This is a genomic window from Streptomyces sp. NPDC085596, assembly GCF_044541565.1.
Lineage (GTDB): Bacteria > Actinomycetota > Actinomycetes > Streptomycetales > Streptomycetaceae > Streptomyces.
Genome location: NZ_JBITTC010000004.1, coordinates 63,153 through 85,877, shown reverse-complemented (window position 1 = coordinate 85,877; position 22,725 = coordinate 63,153). Strand labels below are relative to the sequence as shown.

The 22,725-nt window shown below is 73.0% G+C and carries 20 protein-coding genes; 13 read left to right on the top strand and 7 right to left on the bottom strand.

Annotated features, from left to right (window positions below):
- Positions 1-86: 86 nt before the first annotated feature.
- The gene (locus tag ACIGA3_RS13505; RefSeq protein WP_399714229.1) at positions 87-974 is read right to left on the bottom strand and encodes an RNA polymerase sigma-70 factor; all 888 of its coding nucleotides are present in this window, start codon (positions 972-974) and stop codon (positions 87-89) included.
- A gap of 156 nt (positions 975-1,130) precedes the next feature.
- Between ACIGA3_RS13505 and ACIGA3_RS13500 the strand changes: the two genes are divergently transcribed.
- From ACIGA3_RS13500 to ACIGA3_RS13490, 3 genes are all read left to right on the top strand, one after another.
- The gene (locus ACIGA3_RS13500) at positions 1,131-1,898 is read left to right on the top strand and encodes an alpha/beta fold hydrolase (RefSeq protein WP_399715369.1); all 768 of its coding nucleotides are present in this window, start codon (positions 1,131-1,133) and stop codon (positions 1,896-1,898) included.
- Positions 1,899-2,008: 110 nt separating this feature from the next.
- Positions 2,009-2,854 (top strand): alpha/beta fold hydrolase, encoded by an 846-nt coding sequence (locus ACIGA3_RS13495; RefSeq protein WP_399714226.1) that lies wholly within the window; start codon positions 2,009-2,011, stop codon positions 2,852-2,854.
- 269 nt (positions 2,855-3,123) lie between these two features.
- Positions 3,124-4,464 (top strand): GNAT family N-acetyltransferase, encoded by a 1,341-nt coding sequence (locus ACIGA3_RS13490; RefSeq protein ID WP_399714224.1) that lies wholly within the window; start codon positions 3,124-3,126, stop codon positions 4,462-4,464.
- Between the two features lie 75 nt (positions 4,465-4,539).
- On the opposite strand, the gene ACIGA3_RS13485 is transcribed toward ACIGA3_RS13490, so the two are convergent.
- Positions 4,540-5,730, bottom strand: a complete 1,191-nt coding sequence (locus ACIGA3_RS13485; protein ID WP_399714221.1) for a trans-sulfuration enzyme family protein — start codon at positions 5,728-5,730, stop codon at positions 4,540-4,542.
- A gap of 59 nt (positions 5,731-5,789) precedes the next feature.
- On the opposite strand from ACIGA3_RS13485, the gene ACIGA3_RS13480 reads away from it, so the two are divergent.
- The 6 genes from ACIGA3_RS13480 (at position 5,790) to ACIGA3_RS13455 (ending at position 11,826) form a co-directional block, all read left to right on the top strand.
- Entirely contained in the window at positions 5,790-6,275 is a 486-nt protein-coding gene (locus ACIGA3_RS13480; RefSeq protein WP_399714219.1) for an Lrp/AsnC family transcriptional regulator, read from the top strand.
- Positions 6,276-6,341: 66 nt separating this feature from the next.
- Positions 6,342-8,030 carry a DUF885 domain-containing protein gene (locus ACIGA3_RS13475; protein WP_399714216.1) on the top strand — a complete coding sequence of 563 codons (1,689 nt, stop codon included), beginning with the start codon at positions 6,342-6,344 and terminating at the stop codon, positions 8,028-8,030.
- A gap of 90 nt (positions 8,031-8,120) precedes the next feature.
- Positions 8,121-8,792, top strand: coding sequence for a hypothetical protein (locus ACIGA3_RS13470; protein ID WP_399714213.1), 672 nt, complete (start codon positions 8,121-8,123; stop codon positions 8,790-8,792).
- Positions 8,793-8,899: 107 nt separating this feature from the next.
- Entirely contained in the window at positions 8,900-9,160 is a 261-nt protein-coding gene (locus ACIGA3_RS13465) for a ferredoxin (protein WP_399714211.1), read from the top strand.
- Complete coding sequence (locus ACIGA3_RS13460; RefSeq protein ID WP_399714208.1) at positions 9,150-10,541, top strand: NAD(P)/FAD-dependent oxidoreductase; 1,392 nt, start codon at positions 9,150-9,152, stop codon at positions 10,539-10,541. The genes ACIGA3_RS13465 and ACIGA3_RS13460 overlap by 11 nt, the downstream gene beginning before the upstream one ends.
- Before the next feature lie 46 nt (positions 10,542-10,587).
- Positions 10,588-11,826 carry a cytochrome P450 gene (locus ACIGA3_RS13455; RefSeq protein WP_399714205.1) on the top strand — a complete coding sequence of 413 codons (1,239 nt, stop codon included), beginning with the start codon at positions 10,588-10,590 and terminating at the stop codon, positions 11,824-11,826.
- Positions 11,827-11,830: 4 nt separating this feature from the next.
- Here ACIGA3_RS13455 and ACIGA3_RS13450 read toward each other — a convergent pair whose 3' ends face one another.
- The 3 genes from ACIGA3_RS13450 to ACIGA3_RS13440 all read right to left on the bottom strand — a co-directional run bounded on the left by ACIGA3_RS13450 (position 11,831) and on the right by ACIGA3_RS13440 (position 16,708).
- Positions 11,831-14,821, bottom strand: a complete 2,991-nt coding sequence (locus tag ACIGA3_RS13450) for an AAA family ATPase (protein WP_399714202.1) — start codon at positions 14,819-14,821, stop codon at positions 11,831-11,833.
- Entirely contained in the window at positions 14,818-15,981 is a 1,164-nt protein-coding gene (locus ACIGA3_RS13445; protein WP_399714201.1) for an exonuclease SbcCD subunit D, read from the bottom strand. The genes ACIGA3_RS13450 and ACIGA3_RS13445 overlap by 4 nt, the downstream gene beginning before the upstream one ends.
- 100 nt (positions 15,982-16,081) lie before the next feature.
- The gene (locus ACIGA3_RS13440; RefSeq protein WP_399714199.1) at positions 16,082-16,708 is read right to left on the bottom strand and encodes a YigZ family protein; all 627 of its coding nucleotides are present in this window, start codon (positions 16,706-16,708) and stop codon (positions 16,082-16,084) included.
- Between the two features lie 131 nt (positions 16,709-16,839).
- Here ACIGA3_RS13440 and ACIGA3_RS13435 point away from each other — a divergent pair, with 131 nt between their 5' ends.
- Positions 16,840-17,442, top strand: coding sequence for a TetR/AcrR family transcriptional regulator (locus ACIGA3_RS13435; protein ID WP_399714197.1), 603 nt, complete (start codon positions 16,840-16,842; stop codon positions 17,440-17,442).
- Between the two features lie 86 nt (positions 17,443-17,528).
- The gene (locus ACIGA3_RS13430) at positions 17,529-18,758 is read left to right on the top strand and encodes an MFS transporter (protein WP_399714195.1); all 1,230 of its coding nucleotides are present in this window, start codon (positions 17,529-17,531) and stop codon (positions 18,756-18,758) included.
- Here ACIGA3_RS13430 and ACIGA3_RS13425 read toward each other — a convergent pair.
- Positions 18,722-19,255 carry a GNAT family N-acetyltransferase gene (locus ACIGA3_RS13425; RefSeq protein ID WP_399714192.1) on the bottom strand — a complete coding sequence of 178 codons (534 nt, stop codon included), beginning with the start codon at positions 19,253-19,255 and terminating at the stop codon, positions 18,722-18,724. The two genes, ACIGA3_RS13430 and ACIGA3_RS13425, sit on opposite strands and share 37 nt — an antisense overlap.
- A 190-nt stretch (positions 19,256-19,445) precedes the next feature.
- Here ACIGA3_RS13425 and ACIGA3_RS13420 point away from each other — a divergent pair, with 190 nt between their 5' ends.
- Positions 19,446-21,428 (top strand): amino acid transporter, encoded by a 1,983-nt coding sequence (locus ACIGA3_RS13420; RefSeq protein ID WP_399714189.1) that lies wholly within the window; start codon positions 19,446-19,448, stop codon positions 21,426-21,428.
- A gap of 4 nt (positions 21,429-21,432) precedes the next feature.
- Here ACIGA3_RS13420 and ACIGA3_RS13415 read toward each other — a convergent pair whose 3' ends face one another.
- Entirely contained in the window at positions 21,433-22,170 is a 738-nt protein-coding gene (locus ACIGA3_RS13415; protein ID WP_399714186.1) for a hypothetical protein, read from the bottom strand.
- Positions 22,171-22,312: 142 nt separating this feature from the next.
- Here ACIGA3_RS13415 and ACIGA3_RS13410 point away from each other — a divergent pair, with 142 nt between their 5' ends.
- Positions 22,313-22,720 carry a CoA-binding protein gene (locus ACIGA3_RS13410; protein WP_399714184.1) on the top strand — a complete coding sequence of 136 codons (408 nt, stop codon included), beginning with the start codon at positions 22,313-22,315 and terminating at the stop codon, positions 22,718-22,720.
- Positions 22,721-22,725 lie beyond the last annotated feature (5 nt).

Here is a 22,725-nt window from a genome sequence, read left to right as displayed (position 1 = left end):
TGGTCAAGACCAATTGTCCCATCCCTGCCCACTCGCCCGGCGGCCGGGTGACCAAGCGTTCACATGGAGTTCGCACGCCGACAGGGTCAGCTCCCGGCGAGTACGCGCAGCTTGTCGGGGTTGCGGATGATGTAGACGGCGCTGATCGCGCCGTCGGTGATGCCGAGCTGGAAGAGGGTGTCCGGCCTGCCCTCGGACAGGACGAGCACCGCGACACCGCCGTTGACCTCGATGAACCGGTGCGACATCTCGGGCAGGACGTTCTTGCGGGCGATACCGGCCAGGAAGCGCCCCACCTTGTCGGCGGTGAACAGCACGCGCACCGGCGCCTTCGCCTTGCCGCCGCTGTCGCCGACCAGGCGGGCGTCGGGCGCGAGCAGGGACATCAGCCCGTCGAGGTCACCGTCCGTGGCCGCGGCGAGGAAGCGCTCGGTCAGTTTCCGGCGCTGGGCGGGATCGACGTCGTATCGCGGCCGTCGCTCCTCGACGTGTCCGCGGGCCCGCCCGGCGAGCTGCCGTACGGCCGGCTCGCCCCGGTCCAGCAGCTCCGCGATCTCCGCGTACGGATAGCCGAACGCCTCGCGCAGCACGAACACGGCGCGCTCCAGCGGGGACAGGGACTCCAGCACGACGAGGACGGCGAGGGAGACGGAGTCGGCGAGCAGGGCCCGGTCGGCGGTGTCGGGGGCGGTGTCGCCGAAGTCGGTGGCGTACGGCTCGGGCAGCCAGGGACCGACGTACGCCTCGCCGCGCGACTTGACCTGGCGGAGCCGGTCCAGGGCCAGCCGGGTGGTGACGCGGACCAGGTAGGCGCGGGGTTCGCGGACCTCGGTGCGGTCGGCGCGGGACCAGCGCAGCCAGGCGTCCTGCACCACGTCCTCGGCGTCCGCGACGCGGCCCAGCATGCGGTAGGCGACGCCCGTCAGGAGCGGCCGGTTCTCTTCGAAGACATCGATCGCGGTCTCGGTCGTCACGGCTCCCATCCCATCCCGGCGCACCCTCCGGTGTCCAGACGAATTCGGTCCTTCCTGGCGCGTTCCGGAGCCCGGCGGGGCGGGCTCCGGGCGAGGCGGCAAAAGGTTTAGGATCGTCCGCTCGTACGCCGTCGATCAGGGGGAACTGCCGTGAGTATCCGCGACGCCACCGTCACCGCCGAGGGTGACCGCATCCGCTGGGTGGAGCTGCCGGGCAGCGACGCGCCCCGGGTCTATCTGCACGGTCTCGGTGCCACGGCGGCCGCCTACTTCGCCGAGGCCGCCGCCCATCCGCTGCTGGCCGGGCACCGCACGCTGATGGTCGACCTGCTGGGGCACGGTCTGAGCGACCGGCCGCAGGACTTCGACTACAGCCTCGAGTCGCACGCCGACACGCTGGCCGCCGCGCTGACCGAGGCCGGGGTGACGGGGGCCGAGGTGATCGCGCACAGCATGGGTGGTTCCGTCGCCGTGGTGCTGGCGGACCGGCACCCGGAGCTGGTCTCCCGCCTGGTGCTGATCGACGCCAACCTCGACCCGATCGAGCCGTCGAAGGGCGCCCTCGGCAGTAGCGGTATCGCGGCCTACTCCGAGGCGGAGTTCACGGACGGCGGGTGGGAGGAGGTCCGGGACCGGGCCGGGGCGTTCTGGTGGACCACCATGCGCCTGACCGACCGTACGGCCCTGTACCGCAGCGCGGTACAGCTCACCCGGGGCACCGTGCCCACCATGCGCGAGCTGCTGGTGCGCTCGCGTGTCCCGCGCACCTTCCTTCACCCCGAGGCGGACGGGCCGCTGCCCGGCGAGGACGGGCTGCGGCAGGCGGGGGTGTCGGTGGTGGCGGTCGCGGACTGCGGGCACAACATCATGCTGGACGCGCCGGAAGCCTTCGCCGGCCTGACCGCGGCGGCGCTCGCGGCCTGACGGCACACGGGTTCCGCGACACACACCAGGGGCTACCCGCCGGTAGTAATTGCTGACAAGCTGTCTACGGCGTCCGTCAGCAGTCCGGCAGTGCGATTGGGGAGTTTCGTATGTCCGCCACCGTCTCCTTCAAGGTTCCCGCCCCGGCCGGGACGAAGGATGTGACCGTCTCGTACCAGCGGGTGGGGCGGGGTGATCCGCTGGTGCTGCTGCACGGCATCGGGCACCACCGGCAGGCGTGGGACCCGGTGGTGGACATCCTGGCGACCGAGCGCGAGGTGATCGCCGTGGACCTGCCCGGCTTCGGCGCCTCGCCGGGCCTGCCGAACGGCCTCGCCTACGACCTGCCGACGACCAACTCCGTACTGGGCGCGCTGTTCGAGGCACTGGACCTGGACCGCCCGCACGTGGCCGGCAACTCACTGGGCGGACTGCTCGCACTGGAGCTGGGCCGGGAGAAGTCCGTACGGTCCGTCACCGCGCTGGCCCCGGCCGGGTTCTGGACCGAGGCCGAGCGGCGCTACGCCTTCGGGGTGCTGCTCACCATGCGGGGGCTCGCCCAGCGGCTGCCGCTGCCCGTGGTGGAGCGAATGTCGCGCAGCGCGGTCGGCCGTACCGCGCTGACCAGCACCATCTACCGGCGCCCCGCGCGCCGGGCCCCGGAGGCGGTGGTCGCCGAGACGCTGGCACTGGCCGGGGCCACCGGGTTCGAGGCGACGCTGCGCACCGGCAACACCGTGCACTTCACCGACACCCTGCCGGGTGTGCCGGTCACCGTGGCCTGGGGCGACCACGACCGGATTCTGCTGCGCCGCCAGGGTGTGCGGGCCAAGCGGATCATCCCGCACGCCCGGCTGGTCCGGCTGCCCGGCTGCGGGCACGTCCCGATGAACGACGACCCGGCGCTCGTCGCCCGCGTCATCCTCGACGGCAGCAGCCGGGCGGCCGGGGTCTGACGTCCCGTACCCTCGAAGGCGTGTCGCGCGCCGGCGTCATCCCCCGGAGCGCGGCACGCCAACTGCTCTGTTGAGCTGTGCTTTTGACGGGCCGTCCGCCGGGCCGATCACGGTGGTGGAAAGCGCGACGAACTCGGGCACAACCACGCTTTACCCATCGGTCACAGAGCGTTCGTGATCACGCAACACCATTCCTGCACAGTGGCCGCATGACTGCGGACATCTCTCGAACGAACCGACCATCGACCCGGACCCGGCACGGGCGGCCCATGCACCACTGGCGGCGCGACCTCGTCGAACTCGCGGCGCTGTTCACGGCCGTCGCGGTGGCCGACGCGGTGGCGAACCTGATCGGGCACGGCCCCGACGGTCCCGCCCTGCTGCTGATCTCGGCGCTCGCGCTGGCCGCGACGGCCGGCTTCCACACCTGGTGGGCACGGCGCCATGTGCATGCCCCGCCCACCGGTGAGGCAGGCGATACCGGCGCCCGGCCGAGCGCAGTCGCGCCCTCGGCCGGGCAGTCCTCGCCCGGCACCCTGTGGCGGATGCGGACGACCGTGCGGGACGAGCCCGGCTCGCTGGCCGCGCTGTGCACGGCGCTGGCCACGCACCGGGTCGACATCCTGAGCCTCCAGACCCATCCGCTGGCCGACGGCACGGTGGACGAGTTCCTGTTGCGGGCGCCGGACTCCGTGGCGGCCGCCGAACTGACCCGCGTGATCGCGGAGTCGGGCGGCGGCTCGACCTGGATCGAACGGGCCGACGCCCATGACCTGGTGGACGCCCCCACCCGCATCCTGGGCCTCGCCACGCGCACCGCGCTGGACGCGGCCGAACTTCCCCTGGCACTCCGTCAGTTGCTGGGCCGATGCACGATCCGTTCGCTGCCCGTCGGCACGGGCGGCGAGCCGGTGCCGGCCGAAGGGGTGCTGGAGGACACCGTGCTGCGGCTGCGGGCGCCGGGCGGTGGCGTGCTGAGCGTGGAGCGGCCGTATCTGCCGTTCACCCCGACCGAGTTCGCGCGGGCGCGGGCGCTGGTGGAGCTGGACAGCCGCCTCGGCCCGCGCATCCCGCGCTCGCGTGACGTGCTGACGCTGCCCGAGGGCAACGCCATCACCGTGCGCCGGGTCGACACCGGGGACCTGGACGCGGCCAGGGCGATGCACGAACGCTGCTCGGACCGCACCCTCGACCTGCGCTACCACGGCCCGGTGCGCGACGCCGACCGGTATCTGAACCACCTGCTCAGCCCCCGCTTCGGCCGCACCCTGGCCGCGCAGACCGCCTCGGGCCGCCTGGTGGGCCTCGGCCATCTGCTGTGGGACGGCGAGGAGACCGAGGTCGCCCTGCTGGTCGAGGACGACTGGCAGCGGCGCGGTGTCGGCACCGAACTGCTGGAGCGGCTGGTGCGGATGGCGACGGAGGCGGGCTGCGCGAGCGTGTACGCGGTGACCCGGTCCGCCAACACCGGGATGGTCGCGGCGATGCGCGGCCTCGGGCTGCCCCTGGACTACCAGGTCGAGGAGGGCACCCTCGTCATCACCGCCCGTCTGGAAACGGCCCGCTCCGGCGCCCCGAAGCGGAGCGACGGCGAACAGCTCCGGCTCTGACCGACCGGTGAGGCGGACGGCCCGGCGGTGACCAGCCGCCGGGCCGTCGTCATGGGAACTCCCGTCGGGAACAGCTCAGTTGACGGCCTCGTGCAGCGGCACCGGCACCCGTACCTGCTCCCCCAGAGCGCCGGAGAGGTCCGCCCACAGGTCGTCGGTGTCCTCCAGGCCGACCGAGAGCCGCAGCAGCCGGTCGCTCACCCCGGAGCCGTGCCGGTCGGCGCTGTCCACGATGCGGTGGCTGATGGACGCCGGATGCTGGATGAGGGTGTCGACGCTGCCCAGGCTGACCGCCGGGGTGATCAGCCGGACGCGGGCGATCACCTCGTGCGGGTCGCCGTACGTCTCGAACGCGACCATGGCGCCGCCCAGCCGTGGATAGTGGACACGGGCCACGCGCGGGTCGTCGGTGAGCCTGCGGGCCAGTTCGGCGGCGGTCGCGGAGGCCGCGCGGACCCGGACGGGCAGCGTGGTCAGCCCGCGCAGCAGCAGATAGCCGGCCAGCGGATGCAGCACCCCGCCGGTGGCGAACCGTACCTGCCGCAGCTGCCCCGCGAACTCCTCGTCACAGGCCACCACGCCCGCCATCACATCGCCGTGTCCGCCGAGGTACTTGGTGGCGCTGTGCAGCACCAGCCGCGCGCCGTGCTCGGTGGGGCGCTGCAGCACGGGCGTGGCGAAGGTGTTGTCCACGAGCAGCGGTACGGTCCCGCAGGAGTGGGCGACGGCCCTGATGTCGACCTCGGTGAGGGTGGGGTTGGCCGGGGACTCGACCAGCACAAGCCCGGTGTCGGGGCGCAGCGCGTCCGCGATCCCGGCCGGGTCGGTCCAGGTGACCTCGGTGCCGAGCAGCCCCGCGGTCAGGAGGTGGTCGCTGCATCCGTACAGCGGCCGGACCGCGACGACATGGCGCAGGCCGGCCGCCGAGCGGGCGAGCAGGACCGCGCTGAGTGCGGCCATGCCGCTGGCGAACGCGACGGCGGACTCGGTGCCTTCGAGGCGGGCGAGGCCGGTCTCGAAGCGGGCCACGGTCGGGTTGCCGAGCCGGGCGTAGACGGGCTGTCCCTCGGGGAGGATGCCCTCGGCCGCGAAGGCGTCGATGCGGGCGGCCTCTTCCCGGCTGTCGTGGGAGGGGTAGGTGGTGGACAGGTCGATGGGCGGGGTGTGCAGGCCCTGCGCGGCCAGATCCTCCCGTCCGGCGTGCACAGCCTCGGTGGCCAGTGCCCTGCGTACGGTGTCGGCGGCGCCGTTGCTCGCTGATTCCATGACCGAAGGGTGAACACCGGACGGGTCAACGGCGGTGGATGCCGTGTTACGTTCGGCCGATGGACGCCTCCGTCGTACTGGACCCGGTGGATCTCCATCTGCTCCGACTGCTGCAGAACGACGCCCGGACCACGTACCGCGATCTCGCCGCGCGGGTGGGGGTGGCGCCGTCGACCTGTCTGGACCGGGTGGCCCGGCTGCGCCGGTCGGGCGTGATCCTCGGCCATCAGCTCCGGCTGGACCCGGCGAAGCTGGGGCGAGGTCTGCAGGCGTTGCTGTCGGTGCAGGTCAGGCCGCACCGGCGGGAGTTGGTGGGGCCGTTCGTGGAGCGGGTGCGGGCGTTGCCGGAGGCGCGGACGGTGTTCCATCTGACCGGCCCGGACGACTATCTGGTGCATGTGGCGGTCGCCGACATGGCCGATCTCCAGCGGCTGGTGCTGGACGAGTTCACCTCCCGGCGCGAAGTGGCGCGGGTGGAGACCCGGTTGATCTTCCAGCAGTGGGAGTGCGGGCCGCTGCTGCCGCCGGGCCACGGCGAGGGCTGAAGCCGAGAGCTGAAATGGCCGGTGCACGGGTGACGTGGACGCACTCCCGGTATCAGGATGGACGCCATGTCCGATACGAAGAGCTTGCTGCCCCGTCAGGTCGCCGACGCCTATGTGGACGACCTCATCGCACTCGACCCGGTCACCGGCACCTACCTCGGTGTGCGGGAGAGTTCCAGCCGGATGCCCGACTACTCCCCCGCCGGCCGGGACGCGCTGGCCGACCTGGCGCGGGCGACGCTCGCCCGGCTGGACGAGGCCGAGCGGCAGCCCGGCGCGGACAGTGACGCCGAGCGCCGCTGCGGACGCCTGCTGCGGGAGCGGCTGACCGCCGAACTGGCCATGCACGACGCGGACGAACATCTGCGCGCGGTCGGCAACATGCACACGCCGGGCCACTCCGTGCGGGACATCTTCAGTGTGACCCCGGCGGACACGGAGGAGGACTGGGCGGCGATCGCCGAGCGGCTGCGCGCGGTCCCGGCCGCCTACGAGGGCTACCGCGCCTCCCTCGCCCTCGGTCTGGAGCGCGGCCTGCACGCGGCGCCCCGGCCGACGGCCACCTTCACCGAGCAGCTCACCGAGTGGGCGGACACCGGTGAGGGGCGCGGCTGGTTCGAGGACTTCGCGGCCGCCGGCCCGGAGGCGCTGCGCGGCGAGCTGGACGAGGCGGCGCGTGCGGCGACCGCGTCGGTGGCGGCGCTGCGCGACTGGATGCGGGACGTGTACGCCCCGGCCGTCGCGGGCTCCCCGGAGACAGCGGGCCGCGAGCGGTACGCGCGCAGCGCCCGCTACTTCAACGGCACCGACCTGGACCTGGACGAGGCGTACGCCTACGGCTGGTCGGAGTTCCACCGGCTGCTCGCGGAGATGGAGAAGGAGGCACAGAAGGTGCTGCCGGGCGCGGAGACGCCCTGGGTGGCGCTGGCGCACCTGGACGGGCACGGGCGGCACATCGAGGGCGTGGACGAGGTCCGGGAGTGGCTCCAGGGCCTGATGGACCGGGCCATCGCCGACCTGGACGGCACGCACTTCGAACTCGCCGAGCGGGTACGGCGGGTGGAGTCCCGTATCGCCCCGCCGGGCGGCGCGGCGGCCCCGTACTACACCTCTCCGTCGGAGGACTTCTCCCGGCCGGGCCGGACCTGGCTGCCGACGATGGGCGAGACCCGGTTCCCGGTGTACGACCTGGTCTCCACCTGGTACCACGAGGGCGTGCCCGGTCATCACCTCCAGCTGGCGCAGTGGGCGCATGTCGCCAAGGACCTGTCCCGCTACCAGGCCACGGTGGGCATGGTCAGCGCCAACGCCGAGGGCTGGGCGCTGTACGCGGAGCGGCTGATGGACGAGCTGGGCTGTCTGACCGACGCGGAGGAGCGGCTCGGCTATCTGGACGCGCAGATGATGCGCGCGGTCCGGGTGATCATCGACATCGGTATGCACCTGGGTCTGGAGATCCCGGCGGACTCGCCGTTCCACCCCGGTGAGCGGTGGACGCCGGAGCTGGCGGAGGAGTTCTTCCGGGCGCACAGCAGCCGTCCGGCGGACTTCGTGGTGAGCGAGCTGACCCGGTATCTGACGATGCCGGGCCAGGCGATCGGCTACAAGCTGGGCGAGCGGGCCTGGCTGCTGGGCCGGGAGCGGGCGCGGGAGCGGCACGGTGACTCCTTCGACCTGAAGGCGTGGCACATGGCGGCGCTGTCCCAGGGTTCGCTGGGCCTGGACGACCTGCTGGACGAGCTGTCCCGGCTCTGACTCGGCCGTACGGCCCTGCCCGGGTGGCGTGGCCCCCGTACCGGCTGCTTGCTGGTGCGGGGGCCGTCGCTCGATGGAGGTGGGCCGCTCATGCAGCGCAACAGGCCGGGTCGGCGGGCGTTGGAGACGCCTCGGGCGGCCGGGCTGGCCGGGGTGGTGTTCGCGCTGCTGCTGGCGGCGACGATCGTGCTGATGCGGCTCGGTGTCCCGGAGGGGGCCGACGCGGTCGGCGCCGAGGGGTTCACGGACTCCGCGCGGCGGGACGCGGTGCGGACGGCGCTGGCGCTGATCCCGTTCGCCGGCATCTTCTTCCTGTGGTTCCTGGGCGCGGTGCGCGCGCATGTGGGCGACGTGGAGGACCGGTTCCTGGCGACCGTGCTGCTGGGCAGCGGGCTGGTCTTCACCGCGATGCTGTTCGGCGCGGCCGCCTCGGCGTCGGCGGTGCTGGCCGTGTCGCACCCCGCCGGCAGCACCCCGTCGCTCGCCACCTGGGACTTCGGCCGTCATTTCGCGTACACGCTGATGACGGACTACGCGATGCGGATGGCGGCGGTCTTCGTGTCGTCCATGTCGGTGATCGGCAAGCGGATGGGCGTGCTGCCGCGCTGGCTGACGGTGGTGGGCGCCGTGGCCGCGCTGCTGCTGCTCTTCGTCTCCTCCACCGTGCCCTGGGCGGAACTGGTCTTCCCCGCCTGGTCGCTGCTGCTGAGCGTGCACATCCTGCTGGTCAGCGGGCGTCGGCGGCGCGTGACCCTGACCTGACCGGCTCACCCGATCGGCGTGTCCCGGCGCGCGACCCGCGTCCCGGCGCGCGGATGCTTGCGGTCGGGGGACGACCGGACCAGGCCACCGGAAAGGGCGGAGCGTCGATGCGGATCGTCGTCGATCTCAACAAGTGCCAGGGATACGCCCAGTGCGCGTTCCTCGCCCCCGACGTCTTCACCATGCACGGCGAGGAGGCGCTCCTCTACGACCCGCGCCCCGCCGACGAGGAGCGCGACGCCGTCGCGCGGGCCGCCGCCGCCTGCCCGGTGCAGGCGATCACGGTGGAGGGGCTGCACGAGGGCGCGCCCGTCGAGCGTGAGCAGGTCCTCTCCGGTGCCCCCTGGGAGCCGCGCGATGGCCGCTGACTACGTGGACTGGCTCCGCCGCGAGGGCCGGATCGTGATCGTCGGCGCCTCGCTGGCCGGACTGCGGGGCGCCGAGACGCTGCGCGAGGAGGGCTTCACCGGTTCCCTCACCCTGATCGGCGACGAACCGTACGAGCCGTACGACCGGCCCCCGCTGTCCAAGTCGGTGCTGCTGGGCAAGGCGTCGCCGGAGCACACCGAGCTGCCCCGGCGCCGGCATCTGGACGCCGAGTGGCGGCTCGGCGTCCCGGCGGCCGGGCTGGACCTGACGGGCAAGCGGGTGCTGCTGGCCGACGGGGAGGAGGTGGAGTACGACCGGCTGCTGATCGCCACCGGCGTGCGCGCCCGGCCCTGGCCGGTGCCGGAGGAGGCCGAGCTGGACGGCGTCTTCGTGCTGCGCACCCGCGACGACGCGATTGCCCTCACCGACCGGCTGCGGGCCGGGGCGAAACGGGTCGTGGTGATCGGCGCCGGGTTCGCCGGGTCGGAGGTCGCCTCCGCCTGCCGCGAGATGGGCTTGGAGGTCACCGTCGCGGAACGCGCGGGCGCCCCGCTGGTGGGCGCGCTCGGCGGGGTGATCGGGGCGGTCGCCGCGGAACTCCAGCTGGAGAACGGCGTCGACCTGCGCACCCGTGTCACCGTGACCGCGCTGGAGGGCGACCAGATGGGCAGGGTGCGGGCGGTGCACCTGTCGGACGAGAGCGTGGCCGAGGCGGACGTCGTGGTGGTCTCGCTGGGGTCGCTGCGCAACACCGAGTGGCTCAGCGGCTCGGGGCTCGGGGCCGGGCCGCGCGGCATCGCCAGCGACGCGGGCTGCCGGGCGTTCGACTTCCGGGGGATCGTCACCGACGACGTGTTCGTCGCCGGTGACGTGGCCCGCTCCCCGCACGCGCTGTTCGGCTACCAGTTCCTGTCGCTCGAGCACTGGGGCAACGCCGTCGCGCAGGCGGAGACGGCCGCGCACAACATGATCTGTCCCGCCTCCGACCGGCGCCCGCACATGTGGATGCCCGCCTTCTGGTCCTCGCAGTTCGGGGTGAACATCAAGTCGGTGGGTGTGCCGCCCATGGGCGACGAGCTGATGATCATCCAGGGGTCGACGGCCGAGCGCCGGTTCGTCGGCGTGTACGGGTACAAGGGCCGGATCGTGGCCGCCGTGACCTTCGACAACGCGCGCTGGCTGGAGTACTGCCAGCGGCAGATCGAGCAGGGCGCGCCGTTCCCGGTGGAGTACCCCACGATGGACCGGCGTCCGGAGGGGCGGCAGCCGGTCCCGGCGGACTTCCCCGACCCGTCCCTGCCGACCCACGGCCCGACCGTGACCCTCAGCGGCTACTCACCGGCCGACCGCCGTCTGGTCTTCACCCCCGGCCACCACTGACCGCCGTCCGGCACCGCTGCCGCCCCCGATGCTCCAAGGACCTGTCATGACGCAACGCCCGCTGGTGGCCCGGATCACCGACTTCGCCAACCGCGCCGACCCCTACCCGCTCTACACCGAGCTGCGCCGCACGCCGGTGCTGCACGAGGAGGAGGGCGGCCCGTACGTCATCAGCTCGTACTGGGACATCGAGAGCCTGCTGCACGATCCCCGGATCAGCTCCGACGCGGCGAATCTGGCCGCGGCGGGCGCGGACGAGCTGGCGCAGACGGAGAACACCGGGCTGCCGCCGTCGTTCATCAGGCTGGACCCGCCGGAGCACGACCGGCTGCGGCGCATCGCCAACAGCGCGTTCGGGCCGCCGCACGAGCCGCGCCGGATCGACGACATGCGGGGCGAGCTGCACGGAATCGTCGCCGCGCTGATCGACGGGTTCGCGGGCGAGACCGAGGTCGACCTCGTGGACCAGTTCGCCTACCCCTTCCCGGTGACGGTGATCTGCCGGCTGCTCGGGGTGCCCCGCGAGGACGAGCCCCGGTTCCGGTCCTGGGTGGACCCGCTGGTGGCGAGCCTCGACCCGGAGACCCGGCAGGGCGCGGACCCCGAGTTCGTGAGGACGGCACAGGAGGCGCGGACCCAGCTCGGCATGTATCTGGCCGGGCTGGTGGAGGAGCGCACCAAGGACCCGCGCGACGACATGCTGTCCGACCTGGCCGCCGGGAAGGGGCCGGACGGTGCGATGACCATGATGGAGGTGCTCAGCACGGCCGTACTGCTGCTGATCGCCGGTCATGAGACCACCGTCAACCTGATCACCAACGGCATGCTGACCCTGCTGCGCCACCCCGAGTACCTCCAGCGGCTGCGGGAGGACCCGGAGCTGGCGGTCAACATCGTGGAGGAGCTGCTGCGTTACGAGCCTCCGGTGCAGCTCGTGCCGCAGCGCACCTGCATCACCGACATCGAGGTGCGCGGGGTGACGATCCCCAAGGGCTCCCGGATCTGGCTGATGCTGGCGGCGGGCAACCGGGACCCGGAGCGCTTCAAGAACCCCGACCGCTTCGACCCCGACCGGGACGACCTCCAGCACCTGGGCTTCGGCAGCGGCATCCACAGCTGCTTCGGCGCGCCGCTGGCCCGGCTGGAGACGCAGATCGCGCTGGCCGAGCTGGCCCGGCGGTTGGAGAACCCGCGGCTGGTGGCGGACCCACCGCCGTACCGGCCGAACGCGGTGCTGCGCGGCCCGCGCCATCTGCCCATCGCCTTCGACGGGCTGCTCCCCTGACCGCTCAGGTACCGCGTCGGCGCAGTGACGACCCGGTCCGGTCCTTGACGACCTCCAGCTGGGCGTGGATGCGGCGGCGCAGGTCGCCGACGTGGCTGACGATGCCGACGCTGCGGTCCCGTTCACGCAGCGAGTCCAGCACGTCGAGGACCTCGTCGAGCGTCTGGTCGTCGAGGCTGCCGAAGCCCTCGTCGATGAAGAGGGTGTCGAGCCGGACCCCGCCCGCCTCGTCGGTGACGACATCGGCGAGGCCGAGGGCCAGGGCGAGCGAGGCGAAGAAGGTCTCGCCCCCGGACAGGGTGGCGGTGTCCCGCTCCCGGCCGGTCCAGGCGTCCACGACATGCAGCCCGAGCCCGCTGCGGCCGCGTCCGCTGCGGTCGTCGGAGTGGACGAGGGTGTAGCGCCCGGCGGACATCAGCCGCAGGCGTGCCGTCGCGGCGGCGGCGACCTGTTCCAGGCGGGCGGCGAGGACGTACGACTCCAGGCGCATCCTGCGCTCGTTGTCCGTGCTGGTGCCCGCCGCGAGGGCGGCGAGCCGGGCCACCCGGTCGTACTCCTCGCGCAGCGGGGCGAGGCGCCGGGCGCCGTCCTCGGCGCGGGCGGAGAGCCGGTCCAGCTCGGTCGTGCGGCGGGCGGCCTCGTCGCGGGCGGAGGCGGCTTCCCGCAGCCGTCGCCCGGCCTCGGCGGCGCGCTCCCCGGCGGCGGCGAGGTCGGCGGGGGTCTGCCGGGAAGCCGCCACCGTCTCGGGTTCGGCGAGCGCGGCGCGTACGGCGGCTTCCTCCGACTGCCGTTCGTCCAACCGGTGTTGGAGTGCGCGGTGGGTGGCGGGGTCCAGCAGGGCACCGGCCGCCGCGCCCGGGGTGTCGAAGCCCGCGCGGTAGGCGGCGTCGGCAAGGCGGGCGTCGGCGTCCTTCAGACGTACGGCCGCTTCCCCGGCCGTGCGGGCGGCGTCGGCGGCCTCGGTGAGCACGGCCGCCAGCCGCTCCAGCTGGGCGGCGCGGGCGGCGACGCTCTCGGCGGCTCCGCGCGCTCGGGTCAACTCGGCTTCGAGGGTGACCTGTTCGCGGTCGAGGGTGTCGCGCCGGGTGAGCCGGGCGGCGGCTCGTACGGCGGACCGCTGACGGGCCTGGAGCCGCCGCTCCCGCTCGGCCTCGGCCCGGCGCAGCTCCTCGCGCGCCGCGTGCAGGGCGGAGGCATCCCGGCGGGCCTGCTCGAACTCCCGCTCCAGGTCGGCGACTTCGGCGGTGATCCGGTCGGCGGGAGTGTCGCCGACCTCGGCGGTGACGGCATCCAGGGCGGCTTGCAGCTCGGTCGTGCGGCGCTCGTACGCGCTGTGCTCCCGCTGGGCTTCCTGGTGGGCGTCGAAGGCGTGCTGCTCGGCCTCGCGGTCCACGTGTCCGGCGTCCTTGCGGGCCGGAGCCGGGTGCTCGGTGGACCCGCAGACGGCGCAGGGGGCGCCGTCGGTGAGGTGGGCGGCCAGCTCGGCGGCGATGCCGGTCAGGCGCTGTTCCTTGAGGTCGAGCCAGCGTCCGCGCAGGTCCTGGGCGCGCTGCCCGGAGTCGAGGGCCCGGCGTTCGGCGGCCGCGAGGTCCGAGGTCAGTTGGTCGCGGCGGCGGGCCGCGTCGAGCCGCCGCCGGGCGGGGTCGCGCCGGACGGCGAGGGACTCCGCGCGGGAGGCGGCCTCCTGGGCGGACTCGATCCGGGTCTGGAGGGCCGCGCGGGCGGGCTCCCAGCCGTCGAGCCAGGCATCCGCCTCGCGCAAGGCGTGCTCGTCCTCGCGCTCCTCCCGGTCGAGTACGTCGCGCTCGGCCAGCAGTCCGGTGAGCCGGTGCTCGGCGCGGCGGGCGGAGGCGAGGCCGCCGAGTTCCTCCGCAGCGCGCCGGGCGGCGGCCGCGAGACCGGGGGCGCCGAAGTCCGCGTGATCGTCGGGCAGGGCCCGCCGGGCGTCCTCCTCGGCCCGGACGGCCCGCCGGTGCGCCCGCTCGGCGTCCTCGCGCAGCTCCAGCGCGGGTGCCACGGTCTCGGCCTTGCGGCCGCGCTCCATGCGGGCCCGCGTCTCCTCGTACTCCCCGGCCCGCTCCGCGAGGCGCGCGGCGCGCCCCTGGGCCTCGGCGAACCGGTGCTGGAGCCGCGCGATTTCGCGGGTGCCGGCCAGCTCCTCCTGGGCGCGGTCGTGGGCCGACTCGGCGGCGGCGTGTCCGCAGTGGGCCACGGTGAGGCGTTCACGGGCGGTGCTGCGGGCGACGGCCGCTGCCGCGAGGACGGCGACGGCGAGCCCCGGATCGCCGGGCGCGAGGCCGGGCAGCTCCATGGCGTCACCGGCCGCCTGCTGCATGCGGTGGGCGTCGGCGAGCAGGGCGGTGTCGCCCTCGCGCACCCGTGCCTCGGTGGCGCGCCTGCGCTCCGCGAGCCGCTTCTCCACGTCGGCGAAGCGCTGGGTGTCGAAGAGGCGGCCGAGCAGCTTGCCGCGTGCCTCGGCGTCGGCGCGCAGGAAGCGGGCGAAGTCGCCCTGGGGCAGCAGGACGACCTGGCAGAACTGTTCGCGGCTCATGCCGAGGAGCTGGGTGACCTCCTCGCCGATCTCGTTGTGCGAACGGCTGAGGTCCTTCCAGGTGCCGCGCACGGCGTCGTACTCGCGCAGCCAGGTCTGGGCCTTGTCGAGGGTGGTGCCGGTGCCGCGCTTCTTGGGGCGCTCCCACGGCGGCTGCCGGGTGATCTCCAGCCGGCGTCCGGCGACGGTGAGTTCGAGCCGGACCTCGGTGCGGGTGCCCGGTTCGGCGTGGTCGCTGCGCAGGTGGGTGCCCTGGCCGCCCTGCCGGGCGCCGGGGACGGAGCCGTAGAGGGCGTAGCAGACGGCGTCGAGTACGGAGGTCTTCCCGGCGCCGGTCGGGCCGTGCAGCAGGAAGAGTCCGGCGGTGGAGAGGGCGTCGAAGTCGACGCTCTGAGCGCCGCCGAAGGGTCCGAAGGCGGTGATGTCGAGCCGGTGCAGCCTCATCGGGCGACCTCCCGTACCGCGTCGTCGGCGCGCACGGCGTCGAAGGCGTCGCGCAGCACGCCGGTCTCCCGCTCGTCGGGGGCGGCGCCGCGCACATGGGCGACGAAGTCCTCCGCGATCTGCTGGTCGCTGCGCCCCGCGAGGCGCCGGGCGTAGGACACGGCGGGGTCGTCCGGGGCGCGGTCGGGGGCGAAGACGAGGCTGAGGGTGTGCGGGAAGCGGGCGGCGATCCGCGCCATGGGGTCGGCGGGGCGGACCGCGTCGGTGAGGGTGGCCTCGACCCAGGCGTCCTCGTGGCGGCTCAGATCGGGGTCGGCGAGCAGCTCCTCCAGGGTGCCCCGGATGCGGGCCAGCGGACGCGGGACCGGGCAGTCGAGGCGTTCGGCGGTGACGGAGCCCTCGGCGTCCAGGTCGACGAGCCACATGCTCTTGCGGTGGTCGGCCTCGGAGAAGGAGTAGGCGAGCGGGGAGCCGGAGTAGCGGACGCGCTCACCGAGTTTCTGGCAGCCGTGCAGATGGCCGAGGGCGACGTAGTCGACGCCGTCGAAGATCCCGGCGGGTACGGCGGCCACTCCGCCGACGGTGATGTCCCGTTCGCTGTCGCTGGCCTCGCCGCCGGTGACGAAGGCGTGGGCGAGGACGACGGAGCGGGTGCCGGGGGCGCGGCCGGCGAGGTCGGCGCGGACACGGTCCATGGCGGCGGCGAGCACGGCCTCGTGTCCGGCCTTCGGCACCGCGAACTCGTCCTTGACCAGGGCGGGTTCGAGGTAGGGCAGCCCGTAGAAGGCGACGTCGCCATGGGCGTCGGTGAGGACGACCGGGGTGCCGACGGCGGCCGGGTCGGTGCGCAGGTGGATGCCCGCCCGGTCGATGAGTCCGGCGCCGACGCCGAGGCGGCGGGCCGAGTCGTGGTTGCCGGAGATCATCACGGTGGGCACGCCCAGCTCGGCGAGCCGGTGCAGGGCGTCGTCGAACAGCTCGACCGCGGCCAGTGGGGGCACCGCGCGGTCGTACACGTCTCCCGACACCACGACGGCGTCCACGGCCCGCTCGCGCACGGTGGCGACGAGGTGGCCGATGAACCCGGCCTGGGCACCGAGCATGTTCACCCGGTGGAAGGCCCGGCCGAGGTGCCAGTCGGAGGTGTGCAGGAGTCTCATGGACCCCGAGACTAACGGGAGGGTCGGACAACGCGCCCCGGTCACTTCGGATTTGAGCGTTATGCCCGATTAGCGTCAAATCGGTGAGCGTCCCCGGTTATCAGACGTCGCCGTACGCCTCCCCGCCCAGCTCGAAGCCCGCCGAGCCGGCCGTGGCGTCGGCGAGCCAGCCACGGAAGGTGGCGACGTCGGCGTCCGGCAGGGCGATGTCGATGTCGACCGCCTCGCCGTAGCGAACGTCGCGCACCTCTCGGCCGGTGGCGCGCAGGTCGTTCTGCACCTTGCCCGCGCGCTGGTGGTCGACGGTCACCGTGGCCAGCCGGTAGCGGCGCCGGGTGCGGGTGCCGACGGCGTCCAGCGCCTCGCCGACCGAGCCGCCGTAGGCGCGGATCAGCCCGCCCGCGCCGAGCTTCACGCCGCCGTAGTACCGGGTGACGACGGCGACGACGTACCGCATGTCGCGGCGCAGCAGCATCTGGAGCATCGGCACCCCGGCGGTGCCGCCGGGCTCACCGTCGTCGCTGGCCTTCTGGGTGGAGGCGTCGGCGCCGATGACGTACGCCCAGCAGTTGTGCGTGGCGTCGGCGTGCTCCTTGCGGATGCCGGCGATGAACTCCTGGGCCTCCCGCTCGGTGGCGGCCGGGGCGAGCGCGCACAGGAAGCGGGAGCGGTTGATCTCGGTCTCGTGCACACCCGCGCGGGCCACTGTGCGGTACTCGTCCTGCATCCCGCCAGCCTATTCCAGGGCGCAGACGGCTCGATCCGGTCCCCGCAAGGGCCGAACGAGCGACCTGCAACGAGGAGCAGGCATCGAAAGAAGTATTGCAACGGACAGTCCAAAACAATTAAGGTCGCGCCATGGCCCGACCGAGGACGTTCGACGAGGAAGGCGCCCTGGACGCGGCGATGCGGACGTTCTGGGAGAAGGGCTACGAGGCCACCTCCACACAGGACTTGTGCGACGCCACAGGACTGGGACGCAGCAGCATCTACAACACGTTCCAGAGCAAGCACGACCTCTTCGAGCGCGCACTCGTCCGCTATGTCGACTCCATGACGACCGCCCAGCTGGCCGTCCTGGAGGACACCCGACACAGCGTCGCCGACCGGCTGCGCACCCTGTTCGCCATGGTCGTCGACGGCGAGACGGAGACGGGACACCGGATGGGCGGGCGCGGCCTCGGCTGCCTGACCGTGAACACCACGGTCGAGCTGGCCGCCCGGGACCCGCGAGCCGCGGAAATTCTGGACCGCGACACACAGCACCGACTGACGGCACTGCGCGCGGTGCTCGAGGAGGGACAGCGGGAGGGCGGCATCACCTCCCCCCGCGACGCCGGAGCGCTCGCCCGCTTCGTCAACGCGGCGATCGGCGGCATGCGCGTCGCCAGTCAGGGCGGTGCCGACCGGGCCGCACTGGAGTCGATCGCCGAGATCGCCATGGACGCACTCACCGGCTGACGGCGTACGCCGCCGGGGGCCGCGTCCACGCCTGCCCAAGTTTTGGACCGTTCAATACATAACTGACCGCGAAGGAGACCCCACCCGTGCCTCGTGCCGTATACGTCCTGGCACTCGGCATCTTCGCCATGGTGACCAGTGAGTTCGTGGTCGTCGGGCTGATGCCGCAGATGGCCGAAGGACTGGACGCGACCGTCCCTCAGATCGGCTACCTCATCACCGCCTTCGCGGCGGCCATGGCCGTCGGCGGCCCGTTCCTGACCGTGGCCCTGATGAGGTTCCCCCCACGTACGGCACTGATGGTGCTGTTCGTCATCTTCCTCGTCGGCAACGTACTGGCCGCCACCGCGACCGGCTACGGCACGATGATGGCCGCGCGGATCACCACCGGCATCGCCTCCCAGGCGTTCTTCGGCGTGGGCATCTCGCTGTGCGCCCAGCTCACCCGCCCCGAGATCCGGGGCCGCGCGATCGCCGTCGTGCTGAACGGCCTCATGCTCGGCACCCTGCTCGGTCTGCCCTTCTCAACGCTGGTCGGCGAGCGTTTCGGGTGGCGCGCCGCGTTCTGGGCCATCACGCTGATCACCGTCGTCGCGGCCGGGACCACCCTGTTCGGCGTGCCCCGCATCGAGCGCGCGGAGAGCGGCGGCGGTTTACGCCAGGAGGTCGGCGTCTTCAGGAAGCCCAGGATGTGGCTGGTGCTGTCCAGCAGCACACTGATCATCGGCGCCACCTTCTCCGCCTTCAGCTACCTCAACCCGATCCTCACCGATGTCACCGGCTTCTCCACCGGCACCGTCCCCCTGCTTCTCGTCGCCTACGGCGCCGCCACCGTCATGGGCAACAACGTCGTCGGCCGGTTCGCCGACGGGCACACCGTCCCGGTCCTCGCCGTCGGCCTCGTCCTCAACACGCTGTTCCTGACCGGCTTCGCCCTCCTCGCCGACGTACCCGCCGCGGCCGTCATCTGCATGATGGGCATCGGCCTGGTCGGCGTCACCATGAACCCGGCCATGGTGACCCGCGTACAGCGCACCGGCAACGCAGGCCCCCTGGTCAACACCGTGCACTCCTCCTTCATCACCCTCGGCATCATCCTCAGCTCCTCCATCGGCGCCGTGGTGATCGACTCCTGGGGGCTGCGCGCTCCGCTCTGGCTCGGGGCCGTCCTGGCGCTGGCCGGGCTGGCCACCGTCCTGCCCGATCTCGCCAGTGGCGCCACCTCGGCTACCGGTCCCGCCCCCTTGTCCGCACTGCCGACCGAAGGGAACGAACATCGTCAGGGGGCGACAGGCGCCCGCAGGCCGAGCCACTGATCGGCGTCCCAGGCCCGGAACCGCTCGACCTCGGTGAACCCCAGCTTCGCCGCGAGGCGCATCGAGCCGGCGTTGGCGGTCTGGGTGGCGAGCACCACCGGCTCACCGGGAAGGACGCTTCCGACCCACTCGAGTGCCGCGGCGCACGATTCCGCGGCATACCCGAATCCCCACGCCCGTGGCAGGAACAGGTAGCCGAGATCGGTCTTCCCCGCAGCGGCCGGGCGATGATGCGCGGGCGCTCTCCGGAGCAGGATCTGGCCGATCATCGCCCCGCCGAGATCGACGACGAAGCTCCCGGGCCACCGCTCGGGCACCTCGGGCAACTCGCGCTCGAGCTCGTCACGCGGGCGGGGCCCACCGAGGTAGGTGTGCACATCCGGTGACGCCAGCAGCTCGATGAACGTCGCACGGTCCCGGGCCTCGGGCTCACGCAGCACGAGCCTCTCGGTCCGGATCGGTGCGGGCGGCCACGCAACGGGTCCGAGATCAGTCATGCCGACCAGCCAATCAGCAGGCTCAGCGGTGATCAAGGCTCGCGGACCCGCCTGACTTCTCGGCACCCTGAGATGCCTGTGCGGAGTGCCGCGCGCTGCCGCCGCCGGTGTGCGGGGGAGGATGCGGGGCAGACGCGCTCAGCGATCAGGCGGCCCGCGCGGTGGGCCGCGGGTGAGGAGGCAGCACCGTATGACCAGCGTCCCCGTGCAGCCCGCGGACCCCGGCGGACCCGCCTCGGACTCCGTGCGGGCCCGCTGCCGAGGCTGGCTGCTGGAGGGCCTGAGCGAGCGGACCGCCCGCCATCCGGGACCGCACCGCACCCCGCACCCCGACCAGAAGGAACACCGCTGGTGGCGGGTGATGTGCCTGACCGGCGTCGACTACTTCTCCACGCTCGGCTACCAGCCCGGCATCGCCGCCCTCGCGGCCGGCACCCTCTCCCCGCTGGCGACCCTGGTGCTGATCGCGCTGACCCTGTTCGGCGCGCTCCCGGTGTACCGCAGGGTCGCGCACGAGAGTCCGCACGGCGAGGGCTCGATCGCCATGCTGGAGCGGCTGCTGTCCTGGTGGTCGGGGAAGATCCTGGTGCTGGTGCTGCTGGGGTTCGCCGCCACCGACTTCATGATCACCATGACGCTGTCCTCGGCTGACGCGGCCGCGCACGTGCTGGAGAACCCGTTCGCCCCGCACTGGACCGAGGGCGGCAACGTCTGGATCACCCTGGTCCTGCTCGGACTGCTCGGCGCGGTCTTCCTGAAGGGCTTCCAGGAGGCCATCGGGATCGCCGTGGTCCTGGTCGCCACCTATCTCACGCTCAATGTGGTGGTGCTCGCGGTCTGCGCCTACGAGGTCCTCACCCACCCGGTGCGGATCGAGGACTGGACGACCCTGCTGACGACGGAGCACTCCTCCCCGCTCGCCATGGTCGGCGTGGCCCTGCTGGTCTTCCCCAAGCTCGCGCTCGGCATGTCCGGCTTCGAGACCGGTGTGGCGGTGATGCCCCAGATCAAGGGCGGCGCGCAGGACACGTACGAGAATCCGGCGGGCCGTATCCGGGGTGCCCGCAAGCTGCTCACCACCGCCGCGCTGATCATGAGCTGCCTCCTGCTGCTGTCCAGCCTGGCGACGACGATCCTGATCCCCGAGAAGGACTTCAAGACCGGCGGCCCGGCCAACGGACGCGCCCTCGCCTATCTGGCCCACGAGTACCTGGGCGAGATCTTCGGCACGGTGTACGACCTGTCGACCATCACCATCCTGTGGTTCGCGGGCGCCTCCGCCATGGCCGGGCTGCTCAACCTGGTCCCGCGCTATCTGCCCCGCTACGGCATGGCCCCGGAGTGGGCGCGGGCGGTACGGCCCCTGGTGCTGGTGTTCCTGGTGGCGGCGGTGCTGATCACCCTGTGGTTCCACGCCAGCGTGGACGCGCAGAGCGGGGCGTACGCGACCGGCGTGCTGGTGCTGATGCTGTCGGCGGCCTTCGCCTCCACGGTCGCCGTGCACCGGCGCCGGCACCGGGCGGCCACGATCGGCTTCGGCACGATCACCGCGGTCTTCGCCTACACCCTGGTCGCCAATGTCATCGAACGGCCCGACGGCATCAAGATCGCGTCCATCTTCATCGTGCTGATCCTGCTGACCTCGATCGGCTCGCGGGTGCACCGCGCCTTCGAACTCCGCGCCACCGACGTGGTGTTCGACGAGGCCGCGCTGCACATCATCGACGAGGCGGCCGAGCACGGCCCGCTCCAGCTGATCGCCAACGAGCCCGAGGAGCACAGCAAGCGGGAGTACCGGGCCAAGGAGCGGGAGCAGCGCCAGCACACCCGGCTACCCAAGGGCGCCTCCGTGGTGTTCCTGGAGGTGTTCGTCCAGGACTCCTCCGACTTCACCGGCGAGATCACGGTCCACGGCGACGAGAAGCACGGGGTGCGGCGGCTGCGCGCGGACGGGCCGACGGTGCCCAACACCATCGCCGCCGTACTGCTGGCGCTGCGCGACCGCACCGGCCAGGTGCCGCATGTCTACTTCAACTGGACCGAGGGCAACCCGGTCGGCCATCTGCTCCAGTTCCTGGTCTTCGGCAACGGCGAGGCGGCGCCGGTCACCCGCGAGGTGCTGCGGCGCGCCGAGCCGGACCCGGAGCGGCGGCCGTGGGTGCACGTCGGCTGATCCCTCAGACCGGGTTGCCCAGCTCCCCGGCGAGGTCGAGGGCGAGCAGCCGGTCGGCGTAGAGGAAGGTCTCGAAGCGGGCGCCGTCCGGCAGGTCGGGCGTCTCCGCCACGTCCCGCAGCACCGCCAGTACACCTGGCAGGTCGAGGTCGTCCTCCCAGGCGGCCCGTAGCCGGGCCCGGACGTCGTCCGGCACCGGGCGCGAGGGCCGGTTGCCCCACCGGGCGACCCCGGTCCGCCAGTCGGCCGCGGTCCGTGCGGCCCCGTCCAGCGCCCCCGTGTCCAGCCGGACGGCCTCGCCGCGCGGGACGGAGAGCAGCGCCAGGCGCAGGGCGCCGGGGTCTTCCAGGAGCCGCTGTACGTCCTCCTCGGGCCCGTCCCACCCGGCCGGGGCCACGGCGACCATCACTCCGGCCTCGGGGGGCTCCTGCGTCGCGGCCCGCACATGCACCACCTGGGCCTCCCCCAGGCCGGAGGCCACGTCCCGGCTGTCCTCGAAGGGGCGGATGCTCAACGCGACCGCCGCGGTGCCGAGTTCGGCCTGTTCGCGGGGTGCGGTGAGCATGGTCCAGACGGGGGTGCCGCCGAGTTCCAGGGCGCGGACGAGGAGGTCGGCGGTGAGCAGGACACGCAGCGCCGTCAGGTCGAGGCCGCCCGCGTGGACCTCCACACGGGTCAGCCCGCGGCGGGCGGGGGTGGCGGGGACGGGCTCACCGGTCCGGGCGTCGAGGATGCGCAGCACGCAGCGAGCGTAGGCGCGCGGACGCCCGGACGCAGCACCTTGTACCGATTCCGGTCAGCGTGGCGGGGCAAGCGGGGGAATCGGCGCGCGGCAACCGCTGTTGTCCCGGTGGCACAGTTCCCCGCGCTTGGAGGAGGCCGCCGTGTACGGCGACGAGGCGACGATCCGCAGCATCCTGACCGGACCGGGCGACACCTGGGCGGTGGTCGGCCTGTCCAACAACCGGTCCAGGGCGGCCTACGGGGTCGCGGAGGTGCTGCGGCGGTACGGCAAGCGGGTGGTGCCGGTGCATCCGAAGGCGGAGCCGGTGGCCGGCGAGCCGGGGTACGCCCGCCTCGCCGACATCCCCTTCGACGTGGACGTGGTCGATGTGTTCGTCAACAGCGAGCTGGCGGGCGCGGTCGCCGACGAGGCGGTGGCCAAGGGCGCCCGCGCGGTCTGGTTCCAGCTCGGCGTGGTGGACGAGGCGGCGTACGAGCGGACGCGGGCGGCGGGCCTTGCGATGGTGATGGACGCCTGCCCGGCGATCGAGATCCCCCGGCTGGGTTAGAGGGC